Raw genomic sequence first — 14,648 nt, forward strand, 5'->3', positions numbered from 1 at the left:
TGTCCTCGTGTCCGAGCCCCTACAGCAGCGCGCCCGGGGCATGAACAACCCGTCGCCCAGTGAGGGCGCCTCCTCCGGCGCACGCTTCGCGCTCTCGGCCGCCTGCTCCGCCGCGCTGGGCCTTCGCGGCCCGGGGCGGGTCAGGCGAAGGGGAGGGCGGCCCAGACGGCGGCGAGGAGGTCGGTCGCGCCCTGGCCGAAGCGGGCGCCCGCTTCCAGGCCGGTGGCCAGGAGCGCGAGCATGATGAGGGCGACCAGCACGCGGGCGGGCCACCGGCGGGTGCGCGGGGCGTCGGGCTCGGGGGGCTCGCCGCCCGGGTCGAGCCAGGAGCGGTCCAGGCGGGCGATGTCACGGCGCAGGTCCTGGACCTCCGTGTGGTAGAGGTCGCGTTCGTCGCGGACCCGCTGGAGCTCGGCCCGCTCGGCGCGCACGGCGGCTCGGGCGTCGACGATGTCGATCCGGGCCCCCTCGGGCCCGCGCTTGGCGTGCCACCGCTCCAGGCGCGAGAGGGGCAGGTCGACGTACTGGGTGGGCCAGTTGTCGTCGTCGCCGTCCTGGTCGGTGTCGTCCGGGTCCGGCTCGGTCTCGGTGGCGTAGTCGGCCGCCGGTTCCGAGGTCAGCGGGAGGGGAGGGGCCTCGGCCGGGGAGCGGGTCGACGGGGCAGGGGGCGGCGGGGCGGGGGCCGGTGGTTCGTCCGCGGGCGGGGCGGCGGAGATGGCCCAGGCCTCCCCTTGGTCGTCGGCGGGCGCCGTGTCGGTGGAGGGCCGCGCGGGCTCGGACAGACGGAGCCTGGGAGCCGCGGACCGCGTGTCCAGCGGCTCGGGCTCGTCGGCGCTGCGGGAACGGGCGTCGTCGCCGAGGGCCGGTCGCTCCTCCTCGGGTGCGCGGTCGGCCCGGGCGGTCCTGACGGACGCGCTTTCGCCCGGCCAGAGGGGTTCGGAGGCGGCGCGGGTGCGGGTGCCCGGGTCTCGGCGCGGCCGGGCGGCGGCGATGCGCGGGCGCACCGGCCGGGAGGGCACGCGGCTGAGCAGGTCGTCGGTGTTCCGGCGCGGGCGGTGCGGGCCCGTGGAGTCCGGTTCCTCGGGGTCCTCCTCCCCCGGTTCCTCGACCTCCAGCAGCTCCGGCAGGTCGTCGGCTTCCTCCTCCGTTTCGGAGGCGACGTGCTCGGGCTCCGCCATGGGCGTGGCCACCGAGACGTCGGGGACCGGTTCCGGTTCCGTCTGCGGCGGGCCGGCGACCGGCAGGGGTTCGGGTTCCGGGAGGTCGTCGGGGTCGGCGGCCAGGGGCCGGGCACGGGGGTCGAACCAGTCGCACAGCAGGTCGCGCCGGTCGGCGAAGGTGGCCGCCTCGGGCACCCCGCGTTCGCTCAGGTGCGCGGCGAGCGCGTTGCCGCCCTCCTCGCGCAGGACCGCGACCAGGCCCTCGGCCACCCGGTGGAAGCCCGGCGGTACGGGGTTGAGGAAGGGTGAGCCGCCGCGGCCGTCGGTGGGCGGACCGAAGGCGATGTGCTGGCCGTTGTCCTCGCCCAGGACGGGGTCGTAGGTGGAGAAGGACCAGGCCCAGCCGGCGGCGGGGATCGCCCGGGGCGGGGTGAGCACGTCGTGCAGGACGCGGTGCACGCCCCACAGGAAGCGCATCTGCACCGCCTGCCACAGGTCGGCGCGTTCGGGGTCCAGCGCGATGTGGAGCGGCAGGTCCGGACGGGCGAGGGCGGCGGCCACCGCGCCGATGAGCAGCGGTTCGTCGCCCACGGAGGTCTCGGCGGCCTTGCGGTCGCGGGTGCGCACGGCCCCCGGGGCCGCGGTCCGCTCCCAGGGCTCCGGCGCCGCCAGCGACCGCATCGTCTCCCATCCGGGCGCGGGCGGGCGGCGGGCGGCCGGGCGGGTGTTGGGGTTCTCGTGCAGGGACAGCACGCGGGGCAGGGTCAGCCCGTAGGAGGGGCCCACGATGGCCCAGGCGTGGGCGTCGCGGACGTCGCCGGGCCAGCGGTAGACGAGGGCGGACTGCCCGTCGGGGTAGTCGTGGGCCCACAGGGTCTCGGGGAAGTCCGCGGGGTCGGTGTCGGGCAGGGCCGAGCGGTAGTCGGCCGTGAGCGCGGGGACGAGGCGGTCGCGCCAGGAGCGCAGGACGGGGTGGTCGCGCTCGGGGAGGGAGGAGGCGGCCGGACCCGGGCCGGTGCGCCCCAACAGGGTGGGCTCGGCCCAGGCGAAGTGGATCTGGTGGTACGTGCTGTCGGGCAAGTCGCCCCTCCCCGGGTACGCGGGCCGAGGCGGCGCTGCCGTTCGCCGCCCTGAGGGCGTGTGCCCGGCGGGCACCCCCTCGCATGCGTCGGGCCTGCCCCCGCTACGCACGCCCTAGGGAAGGTATCCGGTCGAAGCATGGCGAAAACAGCGGGTTCGTACATACGTGCCCGTTTGGGGTGTATGCGAAGAACCGTGGCCTGCCCCGGCCACGCGCCCGCATTGCACGCGGCCGAGGCCCCGATCGGCGGTCGGCACGGCGGCGCCTCGGCCACGCGCCCGTCCTGCGCGCGGCCGAGGCGACACACCCGGTGACCCAGGGGACGACCGGAGTGCCATGCGGCCCCACCCCGGCGACTCGGCCGGTGGCGCCACACCCCGACGCATTCCGGTCCGAAGACCGTCGCGGGCACGGCCGGGGCCTAGGAACACCGAAGGCACGGCCGGTGACGCCCGTGGCCCGCCCCTGCCCGGCCACGGCACCAGGCCCGGCGCCGGATCGGCCCGTTCGTCCCCGGCCAGGCCGACCCCGTACCGCAGCGCGCCTACCCGGCGTCGGCCAGGCGCTGCCACTGGTCACTGGTGAGCGTGAGGTCGGTCGCCTCGATCGCCTCGTCCAGCTGCTCCATCCGGCTGACCCCGACCAGGGGGACGATGCGCGGGTCGCTGTCCATCAGCCAGGCCAGCACCACCTGGTTGCGGGTGGCTCCGGTCTCCTTGACGACCTCGTCCAGGACCGCCAGCCGGGCCGCGGTGCCCGGGTGGTCGTAGGCGGGCTCCAGCTCCTTGTCCTCGCGGGTGTAGGCGCCCCACAGCAGCGACGTGTACGCCACCACGGTGTGCTCGCGTCCCTCGAGCGCCTCGGCCCGCACGAAGTCGAGCAGTTCCGGGGTGACGTGCATGTGCCCCATCGCCTGGAGCGGGATGTCATGGCGCGGCTGGAGGTAGCTGTAGCGGTACTGGAGCAGCCGCGGGCGCGGCCAGGCGTGGTCGGCGGCGATGGCGCGGGCCCGCTCCAGGCGCCAGGTGCGGTGGTTGCTCAGTCCCACCTCGCCCAGGGTGCCCTGGGCGACGAGCTTGGCGAAGGCGCCCATGGTCTCCTCCAGCAGGACCGTGCGGTCCTCCTGGTGGGCATAGAGGGCGTCGAGCCGGTCCACGCCCAGGCGGTCGCGGCTGCGCTCGGCGGCCAGGGCCACGGTGGCCCCGGACAGCCCCTCCTTGGTCTCCAGCCCCGTCCCCGGCACGGTCGGCTGGGCGCCGAGCTTGGTCGCGATGAACACCTCGTCGGTGATGCCGCGCTCGCGGCGCCAGCGACCGAGGAAGGCCTCGCTCTCGTGCCCCTCGAACCCCTCCACCCAGAACTGGTAGCAGTCGGCGGTGTCGATGAAGGTGCCCCCGGCCTCGACGAAGCGGTCGAGCAGGGCGCCGGAGGTCTTGTCGTCGGTCTCGCTGCCGAACTTCATCGCGCCCAGGCACAGGGCGCTGACACGGCGGTCGCCGATGGTGGTGTAACGCATCAGAGGGCTTCCTCTACGGGTCGGGAGGTGTGGTCGTCGGAGGCGGGGGCGACGTCGACGCCGCCGCCCGCGAGGACGCCGAAGTAGTACTCGATCTTGTGCTGGATCGCCGCCTGGCGGACGCGCAGTTCGGCGATGTGCTCGTCGAGCCGCCGCTGGTGGCTCTGGAGCACCTCGACGCGCTCGGGGATGGTGTGGTCGCCGGCGCGGACGAGTTCGGCGAACTCGCGCAGGCGGGCGATGGGCATGTCCGTGTCGCGCAGGCAGCGGATGAGGTGGAGCAGCTCGGCGTCGTCGGCCCGGTAGCGCCGGTGGCCGCTGGGGGCGCGGTCCACCTGGCGCAGCAGCCCCGCCTTCTCGTAGTAGCGCAGGGTGTCCAGGGTGAGGTCGAACCGCTCGGCCATCTGACCGGGCGTGTAGTAGTCCATGGGGCCAAGCATGGAACCTGGAGTGCACTCCAGGTCAAGTCGTTTCGGTGGGAAACCCGCCGATTCAGGCGCTGCCGCGGATGGCGCCCACCACGGCGTGGGTGAGGTCGTCGATGATCTCGGCCTCGTCGACCTCGGGGTGCTCCAGCCACCACTCCCCCGCGGCCTGCACCATGCCCACCACCGCGTGCGCGACGATCTGGGAGCGCACGCGCGCGGCGATGCGCCCTTCGAGGACGAGCTGGTCGGCGAGCTCCTCGCCCAGCCGGCGCACCATCATGCCCAGGTCGCTGCGGGTGCGGGAGTCCTCGGAGGTGGCGCGGTCCATGAGGAACCGGTACAGGTTGAGGTTCTGCGAGATCATCGACAGGTAGGCGCCGACGGTGGCCCGGGCGCGCACGTCGAACTCGGTGTGCTCGTGCAGCTCCGCGCGGATGCGCTCGATGAGGGGGTCCACGTGCCGCTGGGCCAGGGCCCGGTAGAGCCCGCCCTTGTCACCGAAGTGGCGGTAGAGGATGGGTTTGCTGATGCCGGCCTCGGCGGCGATGGCCAGCATCGAGGCGTCGGGGCCGTCGCGCTGGATCACCCGGTCGGCGGCGTCGAGGATGGCACGGCGCCGTTCGGGGTCGCGTCCGCGCCCGCCCCGACCCCCGCGGGGCCGGGCGGAGTCCGGTCGCCCGTGAGGGGCTCCGCTGTCGGTCGGGGTCGGGGCGGTTGCGTGCGAGTTCTCCATGGCCACAAGCGACCACGGTAGCGGTTCGGCCGGGGCGGCGGTCAGCGTGCGATCGTGATCCAGGTGGCCCAGGCCTGGGCCAGCATGCGCCCGTCCTCGTCGTGGACGGTGGTGCCGGTGCGCACCTTGCGGCCCTCGACCCCGTGCAGGTGCCCCATCACCACGTGGGTGCGGCCCACGCGGGGCGCGGCCAGGACCTGGGCGGTGAACCGGCCGAGGACGGCGGGGCGGCCGACCACGTCGGAGGACCAGCCGCCGGGGCAGTCCAGCGCGGCCCAGACCTGGTGGAAGGCGGCGTGGCCGGACCCGTCGTCCACGGAGGGGGTCGGCGTCCAGGTGCAGGCCACGGTGCGGCCCACCTCGTCGGGGCCCTGCCCGGCTCGTACCTGACCGGCGAACAGGCGCAGCCCTTCGCCCTCGGCTCGCTCGGGGCCGCAGCTGTAGCAGCGCGGGAAGGGGTGTTCGACGAGTCCGGGGTAGCGGTCCTCGGCCTCGCGGGCCTCGGCCACGGCGACCGGACGGCCTGGCACGGCCGGCTCCTCGGGGAGGTCGGCGGTCTCCGCCTCGGCGACCAGGTGGCCCTTGCCGGTGACGTCGGGGTCGGTCAGACGCAGCCCGGGACCGGAGCCGTCCTCGACCGTCAGGGGGTGGTCCAGGGGCGGCGGGGTGCGCAGGGTGACCTGTACGGCGGGACCGCCCACCGTGCTCAGTCGGGCCGCGAGCAGCCCGGCGCTGTAGCCGCCGTTGCCCGAGCCGTCGGGTCCGTTATAGCCGGTGGGGATGGTGATGGTGGGGGCGCCATTGCCCGTGTTGAGGTCCATGCGCCCAGCGTAGGGTCCGGCCCCGGGGCGGCCCGCGCCCGGCCCGCTCATCCGACCGTCTGGCGCCTCGAAGCCGGAGCCGTGCGGGCCAGGGCCGACCGCAGCAGGCGCACCCACGGGCTCCAGCGCGCGGGTGCGCGCACACTTCCGTGGAACGTGAGCTCGGCCCGGTCCAGCGAGTCCTCCAGCAGGGCGTCGTGCAGAGGGCCGAAGACCAACGGCCAGCTCAGGCGGGCCGGCCCGTGCGCGCGCATGGCCAGCAGGTGCGCCAGGACGGTGCCGCCGGAGGGATCGGGGCGGACGGTGAACTCGTGGAAGCCGTCGAAGCCGCGCGGCCCGCTGAAGCGCAGCCGCACCCAGTGGCCGGGGACGTACTGCTCCACCGAGTAGCGGACGGGGCCGTGTCCGCCGGCGGCACCGACGGCGAGCGGCCCGTCCATGAACATGGGGGGCCACGTGCCGTGCGCCCAGAGGCGGTCATCGTCCGAGGCCAGGGTATCGATCAGTGCGCCCACCTCCTCGGGTGAGGCGTCCAGGCGGCGTTCGTGGGTGTTGTACACGGGCATGGTGGCTCCATTTTAGAGGGTTGTCTCTAAAAAGAAGTAGAGCATAGTCTCCAGAACATGGGAAGACCCGCACGGTTTCGGACCGAGGACCTGGTGACGGCCGCGATCGGCCTGGCGGCACGGGGCGGCCCGTCCGCGGTGACCATGGCCGCGCTGGCCCGGGAGACCGGGGCGCCCAGTGGATCGCTCTACCACCGCTTCAGCGGACGCCCCGCCCTGCTGGCGTCCGTGTGGACGCACGCCGTCGCCGACTTCCAGGACGGATGCCGCCGCGCCCTGGCCGCCGATCCTCCGTCGGCCGCCGCCGAGGCGACCGCCCGCCACGTCCTGGCCTGGAGCCGCGCCCGCCCCGACGCGGCCCGGGTCCTGCTGCACCGCCCCGCCGACTTCGACGAGGCCCACTGGCCGCAGGGCGACCGAGACCTGCTGCGCGCGGGCAACGCCGAGATCGGGACGCTGCTGGCGCGGCTCGCGCGGGAGCTGCGCGAGCCGGAGGAGAGCGTGGAGGCCGCGCTCGACCGCGTCCGCCTGGCCGTGGTCGACCTGCCCCTCGCGCTGGTGCGCCGCCATCTGCTCCAGGGCACCGGTGTCCCCGCCGAGGCCGAGGACCTGGCCGCCGACGCGTCCCTGCGCCTGCTGGTCCCCCGCACGCGCTAGCGCGGGGACGGCCGGGTGTGGACACACGAAGGTGCATCGGCCGCACGGAGTGTGGTCTCGGTCCGTGCGGTGGGCCATGACATGCCACCGACACCACAATGCGCCTTCCGTCCTACCGGGCAGGCCAGACTGGACTCCGTTGGTCACCGCCGTGTTCAGGAATCGTGCGCGCGGACCGCGTGTGGGGGTCGGAGGGGCATTCGCCCGCGGAGCCATCGGACGTCCGGCACCGCCGGCGCCGACACCACCCGACGGCGACGGTGTCCCGGGGGACGCGGCAGCGTCGAAGGAAGGGAGGTGCGTGGGATGGCAGACGCCGAACACCCACTGGAGACCGCGTTCCTGCGCGCGGTGTTCGACGGCATGGGAGCGGGGCTGCTCGTCACCGACGCCACGGGGCACATCACCGCCTCCAACGCCTTCGCCCATCGGATCCTCGACCGCCCCGGGGAGCAGCTGCTGGGTCATGACCTGCACGACCTGCTGCACCGCGACGAGGAAGGGAACGAGGTTCCCCGGGAGGCATGCCTGCCCCTGACCGTGCTGCGGAGCGGTCGGCCGGCCGAAGGCAGCGACGAGTTCTTCCTGCGGGGCGACGGCACCCTCCTTCCCATCATCTGGGCGGCCACCCCGCTCCGGCACGAGGGGGCGGACGGCGCCGTCATCGTCTTCCACAACTTCAAGCGACACCGCGACGCCGCCGAACAGACCGCGGCGCACCTCGTGGCCCTGGAGGAGTTGACCACCCGGCTCGGCATGGTGGCCGAGGTCTCCGGACTTCTGGGATCCACGCTGGAGATCCCCGAGATGCTGGACCGGCTGGTCGGACTGCTGGTGCCGGACATGGCCGACTGGGCGGTGGCCGACCTGTTTCCGCGGGGGCGGACGGAGGAGGCCCGGCGCATCGCGGTCCACGTCGCGGGCGACCCCGCCACGGCCGAGTCGTTGAAGGGCCCTGTGCAGCCACCGCCGCGCACGCCACGTACGGCGCTGGCGCGGGCCCTGTACGGCGTCCAGCCCACTGTGCTCGACGCACGGGACCTGTCCGGCGAAGCGGACGAGCCGCTCGCCCGCGCTCACCAGGAGCTGATCGACCGCCTGGGCGCACACTCCGCGGTGGTGGTACCCCTGCACACCCGCCGCGAGGTCTTCGGCGTACTGACGGTGGCCCGGACCGGGTCACGGCCCGCCTACACCGAAACCGGGCTCCTCGTGCTCAACGACATCGCGCGGCGGACCGGGATGGCGATGGAGAGCGCGCGGCTCTTCGAGGAACAGCGCCACGTCGCCGAGACCATGCAGCGCCAGCTCCTGACCCCGCTACCGCAGGTCGACCATCTCCAACTGGCCGCCCGGTACCAGCCCGCGCAGCGGGCCGCGGAGATCGGTGGGGACTGGTACGACGCCTTCCTCCTCGCCGACGGTGTCATGACCCTGGTCATCGGTGACGTGGTCGGCCACGACCTCCAGGCCGCCGCGCACATGGCCGAGGTCCGCAACATGCTGCGTGCCCTGGCGTGGGACCGCCAGGAACCGCCCAGTCTGATCATGCGACGGCTCGACGAGGCCATGACCAACACCAGCGACGCCCCCATGGCCACCGCCGTGCTGGCCCGGATCGAAGGCCCCGAGGGCGGACCCTGGGACCTGCACTGGGTCAACGCCGGGCACCCTCCACCCCTGCTCGTGACCGCCGACGGCCGCACCCGCTACCTGGAGGGCGGCCACGGCCCCCTACTCGGGATGAGCGCGGCCCTGCACCTGGGCCTGGAGTGGCCCGACGCCCGGGAGGAGATCCCCGAGCGGTCCACCGTGCTGCTCTACACCGACGGCCTCATCGAGAGCCGCGACCGACCCATCGACAGGGGCATGGCCGAACTGCGCCGCCACGCCGGCGCCCTCGTCCACCTCGGACTCGAGGACTTCCTCGACGAACTCCTCGCGCGCACCGACCCCAGCGGCGACGACGTCGCCGTTCTCGCGCTGCGCCTGCCATCGGCCGGCGAGGGCGCGCCGGGCGACACGAGTCCGCCGCCCCCACGGCACGCGCACAGCCCCGCCGACCCCGGGCGCAGCGCTCCCGGCTCGCGCGTCGAGGGCACGCCGGTCGAGGACGCCTCCGCCTCCGGCGCCGACGACTTCCACGCCGACTGAGAGCCGGGCACGGGCCGGGGCACGGGCCGGGCGCCGGGCCACGTACCGGAGGAGGTTCCGTCGGCGTCCGCCCTCCGCTACCGGGGGCTTCCGGGAGGGCGGACGCCACGGCGGTCGGCCGGGTCAGCCGGCCTCGGGCAGGGCGGCGGCCACCAGGTCGCGGTCCTTGCGGGCGAGCAGCGGGAAGACGAGCCGCAGGCCCTGCTCCTCGTCGGGCGCGGAGACCACGAAGGACGAGTTGATCACGCGCTCCCTGATCGGCGAGCGGACCAGGCCCGCACGGGCCAGGGTCACGACGTGCCCGCGCGGCTTGGAGAACATCGGGTCGGCCTCGAAGACGGTCAGGCGGCGGTCGGTCATCGCCAGGTACATGGGGGTCGGGACCGGGATCACGGCCATACCGCCGCTCATGATCGTCGAGGCGGCCGCGAAGGCCGCCGTGCGTCCCACGGAGACCGAGCTGAGGTTGACGATGGTCGTCACCTCGATCCGCTCTCCGGGTTCGAGCATGGGTTCGAGGGCGGCCAGGAAGTGGCGGCGACGTCTTCCGTTCACGGGTGGTGCTCCTGAGACTCGGTCGGACGGGACCATTCCCGTCCGGCGTGCGACGGTCCGGTTTCCGGGCAGGAGCGACGTCCGGCCGGGCCGGGCGTCGTCCCGCGGCCGGATCACCATGAGTCGTCGACTCAGATTGCCACATCCCGCTGACACCGCGGACCCGCGTCCTTCCTGTTCACGCCCGTTGACGCCTGTTCGCGCCACCGGCGGCGGGACCGGCCCGGGGCAGGGCGAGCGCCCCGCCGCCGCCCCACCACCGACCCGTCACCGCCCCACCGCGTGCGACCGTACTCCGTGGCTGTGCTCCCGAGGAAAGGCCGGGGCCGTGCCTTGGCCGCCCACGGCCGCTCCCCCACTCGGCCGCACACATCGGAGCGCGACATGCTCGACCTCGCCAAGGGCGCCAACCTCCTGCTCATGTTCCTGCTGGAACCGGGCGTCCTGTTCTCGGTCGGCTACTGGGGTCTCACCCTGGACGCCTCCCTCATGGTCCGCGTCGCGGCCGCCGTGTACGGCGTCGCGCTCTTCATCGCGGTCTGGGCGGTGTTCGGCGCCGCCCAGCACGCGCGCGTCCCCCTGCGCGGGCCCTCCGCGCCGTCCTGGAGATCCTGTGGTTCGGCGGTGGAGCCGCTGCGCTCGCGGCCGCGGGAGCGGTCGTCGCCGCCATCGCCTTCGCGGCGCTGTTCCTCGTCAACGCGGCCCTGCGGCTCGCCTGGCGGCAGTGAGCCCAGGGACCGCTGTCCGGAGTACGGTTCCCTGCGTCGGATCGCCGGCGGTCCCGCTTCAGGGACCCGGCTCGGTCGGGGGCCGCCGCGGGTGCGGCGGGCGGGGCGGGGGCTGGCGGCGCCCCTGCCGGGGGATGGGACCGGTCGGTGGCGAGTCCTGTCCTGGGCGCGGCGCACCGGGCGCTCGCCGCGGGTGCGGCAGGTGCTGCGGGGGCTCCTGGGGCGGCGGGTACGGGTGGTCGGCGGACCGGTGCGTCGGCGGCTCTGTCACAGCGCCCGCACCACCGGCCCGGCTCCGGCCCCTCACGAGGTGGACGAGGGGGACCACCACCGCGAGGCCGAGGCCCGCGACGACGGTCCCCCACCCCAGCGCGAGCTGGTCGGACGCCTGGTCCTCGTAGGTGCTGTGGCGCACGGTCGAGGTGTCGCCCACCGAGGACTCCGCACAGGTCCCACCAGGCGACATGGGCCGGAAGTCGCACCACACCCGTGGCGTGAGCAGGCAGAAGAGACCGAAGGCGGCCAGGGCCGATCCCAGCACGATCGAACCGGTGACTCCGAGTGTGCGCAGGGAGCGAAGCACGGTGAGGTCTCCAGAGGTGGGGGCACAGAGGGCGGCGCCGCCGGAGCGTGTGGGCCGCGGCGGCCTCGGGGGTGGGACGGCCCCCGACGCCGCGCGGTTCCCGTGGCACGCCTGCCCCGGCGGGGAGCAAGGGATCGTGATACCCAACTGACAAGCGACCCCTGAACAGCATGTGGCGGCACAGTGAGAGGATCAGTGACACGAGCCGCATACCGTGGAGTATCCAATCGACACCATGCCCGGACAGAGCGGCGCCCCAGTTCTTCAACCACTGGGGCACGCTGACGTTGCCATCGCGATTCACACGAATGGGGCAGTCCGCGTCGGGGATCACAACAGTGGCGCCAAGACCACTCCTCCCAGGCTCCAAAACTTCGCGAGCTGGCGCACTCCAACTCCCTAGTAGAACCTTGGTCGGTCATGAAAACCCGGTCGCTGCTCAAACTACTCCTGGCAGGTGCCCTGACTGGTGTGTCACTAGGATGTAGCAACCAACCACCAGAGGAACCGGTCCAACATGACCCGGCGACTCATGATCCCAGCCCAACCCACAGATTGGGGCCAGGAACAGGGATCTCCGGCCGTGTCACCGTCAATGGCATCACACCATCAGATCCTTGCAGTTTGTCAGTGGAAGGGACCTCGTTCTGGGCACCAGCTCTCCAGGAGTATGGAGTCACCACGGACGATGAGGGCTACTTTTCATGGACTCTTCCCGAAGCGACATACACAGTGACTGCCGTCTGCGAAGAGGGAAGCACGGAATTAACTGATGTAGAGGTCACTGAGGGCACTGTCACCACGACTGACCTCTCCATTGACTAATATGTGCCGATGACATCGGCGGCAGCGACGGCAGGGAGAAGCAAGTCCCCGCTCATGCCGTCGCTGCGAGCGGCGAATACCGCAGGATCAGGCGGGACTCCTCCCCCATCCCGAACGTCGGCGGCGGGAATCGGCCAGCGGCCAGGGGCCGGCGGCTGCTGGACTGTACGGCGTGAACAGGCAACGAAGTACCGGTGCGCGCGGCGTTCCCGCCATCTCGGCGCCCCAGGGGCCCGGCCCTACTCCTCCCGAACGGTCAGAACCGCGATGGCTCGCGGTCCTCGCGGTCATGACCGGGATCCTCCTGATCGTCACCACCGAGATTCTGCCGATCGGCCTGCTGACATCGGTCGGATCGGAGTTCCTGATCACCGACGGAACGGCGGGGCTGACGATGGCGGTGCCGGGGATCGTGGCGGCGGTCGCGGCACCCACCGTCACGGCGACGACCGCCCGACGCGACCGGCGGCTCATGCTGTGCGCGCTGGTGCTCCTCCTCGCGGCGGCGAACCTCCTCGCCGCCGTGGCCGGGGCCTACTGGGTGCTGCTGGTCTCCCGGGTGATGGTGGGGATCACCATCGGCGGTTTCTGGTCCATCGGCGTCGGCATCGCGGACCGCCTGGTCCCGGCCGAGTCCGTGACCCGCGCGAACGCCGTGATCTTCTCCGCCGTCCCACTGGGGTCGGTGCTCGGCGTTCCCGCGGGCACGCTGCTCGGCGACCTCGTCGGCTGGCGCGCCGCCTTCGTCGTCCTGGGGCTCCTGTCACTGGGGACGTGCGCCGCGCTGGCCGCTTCCCTTCCGCGGCTGCCCCCGGTCCGGCCCACCCGGCTGCGCGCGTTGGGCGCGCTGCTGCGGGGCACCGGCACCAGGGTCGGGCTGCTCCTGACGTTCCTCATCGTGCTCGCCCATTTCGGGGCCTACACCTACGTGACCCCGTTCCTCGAGCGTGTGACACGGGTGGATCCGAGCACGGTCACCGTGTACCTCTTGGCCTATGGCGTCGCCGGGATCCTCGGCAACCATGTCGCGGGAGCGCTCATCGCGCGCAGCCCGCGAGCCGCCTTCGCCGGCGCCGCGGCCCTGCTCGGCGGAGCGACCCTGCTCCTGCCGGTGCTGGGCGACCGTCCGGTCGGCGCCCTGGTGCTCCTCGTCGCCTGGGGAGCGGCCTACGGAGCGGTGCCGATCTGCTCGCAGGCGTGGTTCGCCGCATCGGCTCCGGGCTCACCGGAGGCGGCCTCCGTGCTCTTCACCGCGTCCTTCCAGGCGACGATCTGCGTCGGAGCCCTGGGCGGCGGACTCGTGGTGGACCAGACTTCGCCGTCGGCCGTCATGACGCTCGGTGGTGGGACCGCGCTTCTGATGGTCGCCGTCGTGGGGATTCATCTGGCGCTGTCCGCCGGGCCGTCGGCGGGGCCCCGTCCTCGCGGTCGGCGCTGACGCTCCGGCAGTGCTGACGGTCGACCCGACCGCCGGCACTCCCACGCGGGGCGATCGGTCTCCGAACCGGGACGGCGCGCCGGCGGAGTGACCGCCCTCGTGGGGGCGGCGCTCCGCCGGCGCCGCGGCGGGCCCTCGCATCAGCGCACGGGCAGGCCGGTGATCTGGCGGCCGATGATGAGCTTCTGGATCTCGCTCGCGCCCTCGAAGATGGTGAAGATCGTGGCGTCGCGGTGCCAGCGCTCCACCGGGTACTCGCGCGTGTAGCCGTTGCCGCCCAGGATGCGCACGGCGTTCTGGGTGACGAACGTGGCGGTCTCGCTCGCGTAGAGCTTGCTCATGGAGCCCTGGGCCTTGTCGAAGTCCTTGTTGTTGCGGGCCATCCAGGCAGCGCGCCAGACCAGGAGGCGGGCGGCGTCGATGCGGGTGGCCATCTCGGCCAGCAGGAAGGCCACGCCCTGGTTCTCGCCGATGGGTCTGCCGAACTGCTCGCGCTGGGTCGAGTACTCCAGCGCGTACTCGTAGGCGGCGCGGGCGCAGCCGACCGCCATGGCGCCGACGCTGGGGCGGGAGGCCTCGAAGGTCTTCATCGCGGCCTGGCCGTTGGAGCGCTTGCCCTCTCGGACGCGGGCGAGGCGCTCGTCCAGCTTCTCCTTGCCGCCGAGCAGGCACGAGCCCGGCACCCGGACGTCCTGGAGCACGACCTCGGCGGTGTGCGAGGCGCGGATCCCGTGCTTGGCGAACTTCTGCCCCTGGCTCAGCCCCGGGGTGTTGGGCGGGACGATGAAGGTCGCCTGGCCCCGCGAACCGAACTCGGGCTCAACGGAGGCCACGACGACGTGCACGTCGGCGATGCCGCCGTTGGTGGCCCACGTCTTGGTCCCGTTGATCACCCACTCGTCCTTGGCCTGGTCGTACACGGCCCGGGTGCGGATGGCCGAGACGTCGCTGCCCGCGTCGGGCTCGGAGGAGCAGAACGCGGCGAGCTTGACGTCGTCAGCGGTGCCGAACATCTGCGGCGTCCACTCCAGCAGCTGTTCCTGGGTGCCGTTGGCCGCCACCGACACGGCCGCCAGGCCGGTGCCGGTCAGGGCCAGCGCGATACCGGGGTCGCCCCAGTACAGCTCCTCGAAGGCGACAGGGATGCCGAGCCCGCTGGGCTCCAGCCACTGGTTGGCGAAGAAGTCGAGGGAGTACAGGCCGATCTTGGCGGCCTCCTGGATGATCGGCCAGGGGGTCTGCTCCCGCTCGTCCCACTCGGCTGCGGCGGGGCGGATGACGTCGGCGGCGAACCCGTGGGTCCAGTCCCGGACGTCGCGAACGTCCTCGCTGAGTTCCAGGCTGAAGGCGGGCGCGGTGGCCTCACTCATGCGCTTACATCCTTTGTCGGACCCTCCGGGGGA

The 14,648-nt window shown here is 73.3% G+C and carries 12 protein-coding genes and 1 pseudogene; 4 read left to right on the plus strand and 9 right to left on the minus strand.

The features are described from left to right. Window positions 1-140 precede the first annotated feature (140 nt). The 6 genes from DFP74_RS26375 to DFP74_RS26400 all read right to left on the minus strand — a co-directional run bounded on the left by DFP74_RS26375 (window position 141) and on the right by DFP74_RS26400 (window position 6,305). Complete coding sequence (locus DFP74_RS26375) at window positions 141-2,240, minus strand: hypothetical protein (RefSeq protein WP_121185739.1); 2,100 nt, start codon at window positions 2,238-2,240, stop codon at window positions 141-143. 545 nt (window positions 2,241-2,785) lie between these two features. Further along, entirely contained in the window at window positions 2,786-3,757 is a 972-nt protein-coding gene (locus DFP74_RS26380) for an aldo/keto reductase (protein ID WP_121185741.1), read from the minus strand. Next, a complete protein-coding gene (locus tag DFP74_RS26385) occupies window positions 3,757-4,185 on the minus strand; it encodes a MerR family transcriptional regulator (RefSeq protein ID WP_233571173.1) in 429 nt (142 codons plus the stop codon). Before DFP74_RS26385 ends, DFP74_RS26380 begins: the two co-directional genes overlap by 1 nt. Before the next feature lie 64 nt (window positions 4,186-4,249). Continuing rightward, on the minus strand, window positions 4,250-4,924 hold the full coding sequence (locus tag DFP74_RS26390) for a TetR/AcrR family transcriptional regulator (protein WP_233571174.1): 675 nt from the start codon (window positions 4,922-4,924) through the stop codon (window positions 4,250-4,252). A gap of 35 nt (window positions 4,925-4,959) precedes the next feature. Then, window positions 4,960-5,739: a hypothetical protein gene (locus DFP74_RS26395; protein WP_121185747.1), complete on the minus strand. Its 780-nt coding sequence runs from the start codon at window positions 5,737-5,739 to the stop codon at window positions 4,960-4,962. Between the two features lie 47 nt (window positions 5,740-5,786). Next, on the minus strand, window positions 5,787-6,305 hold the full coding sequence (locus DFP74_RS26400) for an SRPBCC family protein (RefSeq protein WP_121185749.1): 519 nt from the start codon (window positions 6,303-6,305) through the stop codon (window positions 5,787-5,789). A gap of 57 nt (window positions 6,306-6,362) precedes the next feature. On the opposite strand from DFP74_RS26400, the gene DFP74_RS26405 reads away from it, so the two are divergent. Together DFP74_RS26405 and DFP74_RS26410 are read left to right on the plus strand one after the other, a co-directional pair. Continuing rightward, window positions 6,363-6,962 carry a TetR/AcrR family transcriptional regulator gene (locus DFP74_RS26405; RefSeq protein ID WP_121185751.1) on the plus strand — a complete coding sequence of 200 codons (600 nt, stop codon included), beginning with the start codon at window positions 6,363-6,365 and terminating at the stop codon, window positions 6,960-6,962. 306 nt (window positions 6,963-7,268) lie between these two features. Continuing rightward, window positions 7,269-9,116, plus strand: coding sequence for a SpoIIE family protein phosphatase (locus tag DFP74_RS26410; RefSeq protein WP_121185753.1), 1,848 nt, complete (start codon window positions 7,269-7,271; stop codon window positions 9,114-9,116). Window positions 9,117-9,239: 123 nt separating this feature from the next. Here the strand turns inward: DFP74_RS26410 and DFP74_RS26415 are convergent, their stop codons facing one another. Continuing rightward, window positions 9,240-9,671: a hypothetical protein gene (locus DFP74_RS26415; protein ID WP_121185755.1), complete on the minus strand. Its 432-nt coding sequence runs from the start codon at window positions 9,669-9,671 to the stop codon at window positions 9,240-9,242. 420 nt (window positions 9,672-10,091) lie between these two features. Here DFP74_RS26415 and DFP74_RS35250 point away from each other — a divergent pair. Next, a pseudogene (locus DFP74_RS35250) lies at window positions 10,092-10,399 on the plus strand (DUF2568 domain-containing protein). Between the two features lie 58 nt (window positions 10,400-10,457). Here DFP74_RS35250 and DFP74_RS26425 read toward each other — a convergent pair. Beyond that, window positions 10,458-10,982, minus strand: a complete 525-nt coding sequence (locus tag DFP74_RS26425) for a hypothetical protein (protein WP_121185757.1) — start codon at window positions 10,980-10,982, stop codon at window positions 10,458-10,460. A gap of 1,114 nt (window positions 10,983-12,096) precedes the next feature. On the opposite strand from DFP74_RS26425, the gene DFP74_RS26435 reads away from it, so the two are divergent. Next, window positions 12,097-13,245: an MFS transporter gene (locus tag DFP74_RS26435; RefSeq protein WP_121185761.1), complete on the plus strand. Its 1,149-nt coding sequence runs from the start codon at window positions 12,097-12,099 to the stop codon at window positions 13,243-13,245. A gap of 140 nt (window positions 13,246-13,385) precedes the next feature. Here DFP74_RS26435 and DFP74_RS26440 read toward each other — a convergent pair whose 3' ends face one another. Continuing rightward, on the minus strand, window positions 13,386-14,615 hold the full coding sequence (locus DFP74_RS26440; protein WP_121185763.1) for an acyl-CoA dehydrogenase family protein: 1,230 nt from the start codon (window positions 14,613-14,615) through the stop codon (window positions 13,386-13,388). Between the last annotated feature and the right edge of the window lie 33 nt (window positions 14,616-14,648).

This window comes from Nocardiopsis sp. Huas11, assembly GCF_003634495.1.
GTDB lineage: Bacteria > Actinomycetota > Actinomycetes > Streptosporangiales > Streptosporangiaceae > Nocardiopsis.

Coding starts and splice junctions, on each gene's coding strand:
- DFP74_RS26410 (WP_121185753.1), top strand. CDS start 7,269: ATGGCAGACGCCGAACACCCACTGGAGACCGCGTTCCTGCGCGCGGTG.
- DFP74_RS26395 (WP_121185747.1), bottom strand. CDS start 5,739: ATGGACCTCAACACGGGCAATGGCGCCCCCACCATCACCATCCCCACC.
- DFP74_RS26440 (WP_121185763.1), bottom strand. CDS start 14,615: ATGAGTGAGGCCACCGCGCCCGCCTTCAGCCTGGAACTCAGCGAGGAC.
- DFP74_RS26435 (WP_121185761.1), top strand. CDS start 12,097: ATGACCGGGATCCTCCTGATCGTCACCACCGAGATTCTGCCGATCGGC.
- DFP74_RS26405 (WP_121185751.1), top strand. CDS start 6,363: ATGGGAAGACCCGCACGGTTTCGGACCGAGGACCTGGTGACGGCCGCG.
- DFP74_RS26400 (WP_121185749.1), bottom strand. CDS start 6,305: ATGCCCGTGTACAACACCCACGAACGCCGCCTGGACGCCTCACCCGAG.
- DFP74_RS26385 (WP_233571173.1), bottom strand. CDS start 4,185: ATGGACTACTACACGCCCGGTCAGATGGCCGAGCGGTTCGACCTCACC.
- DFP74_RS26380 (WP_121185741.1), bottom strand. CDS start 3,757: ATGCGTTACACCACCATCGGCGACCGCCGTGTCAGCGCCCTGTGCCTG.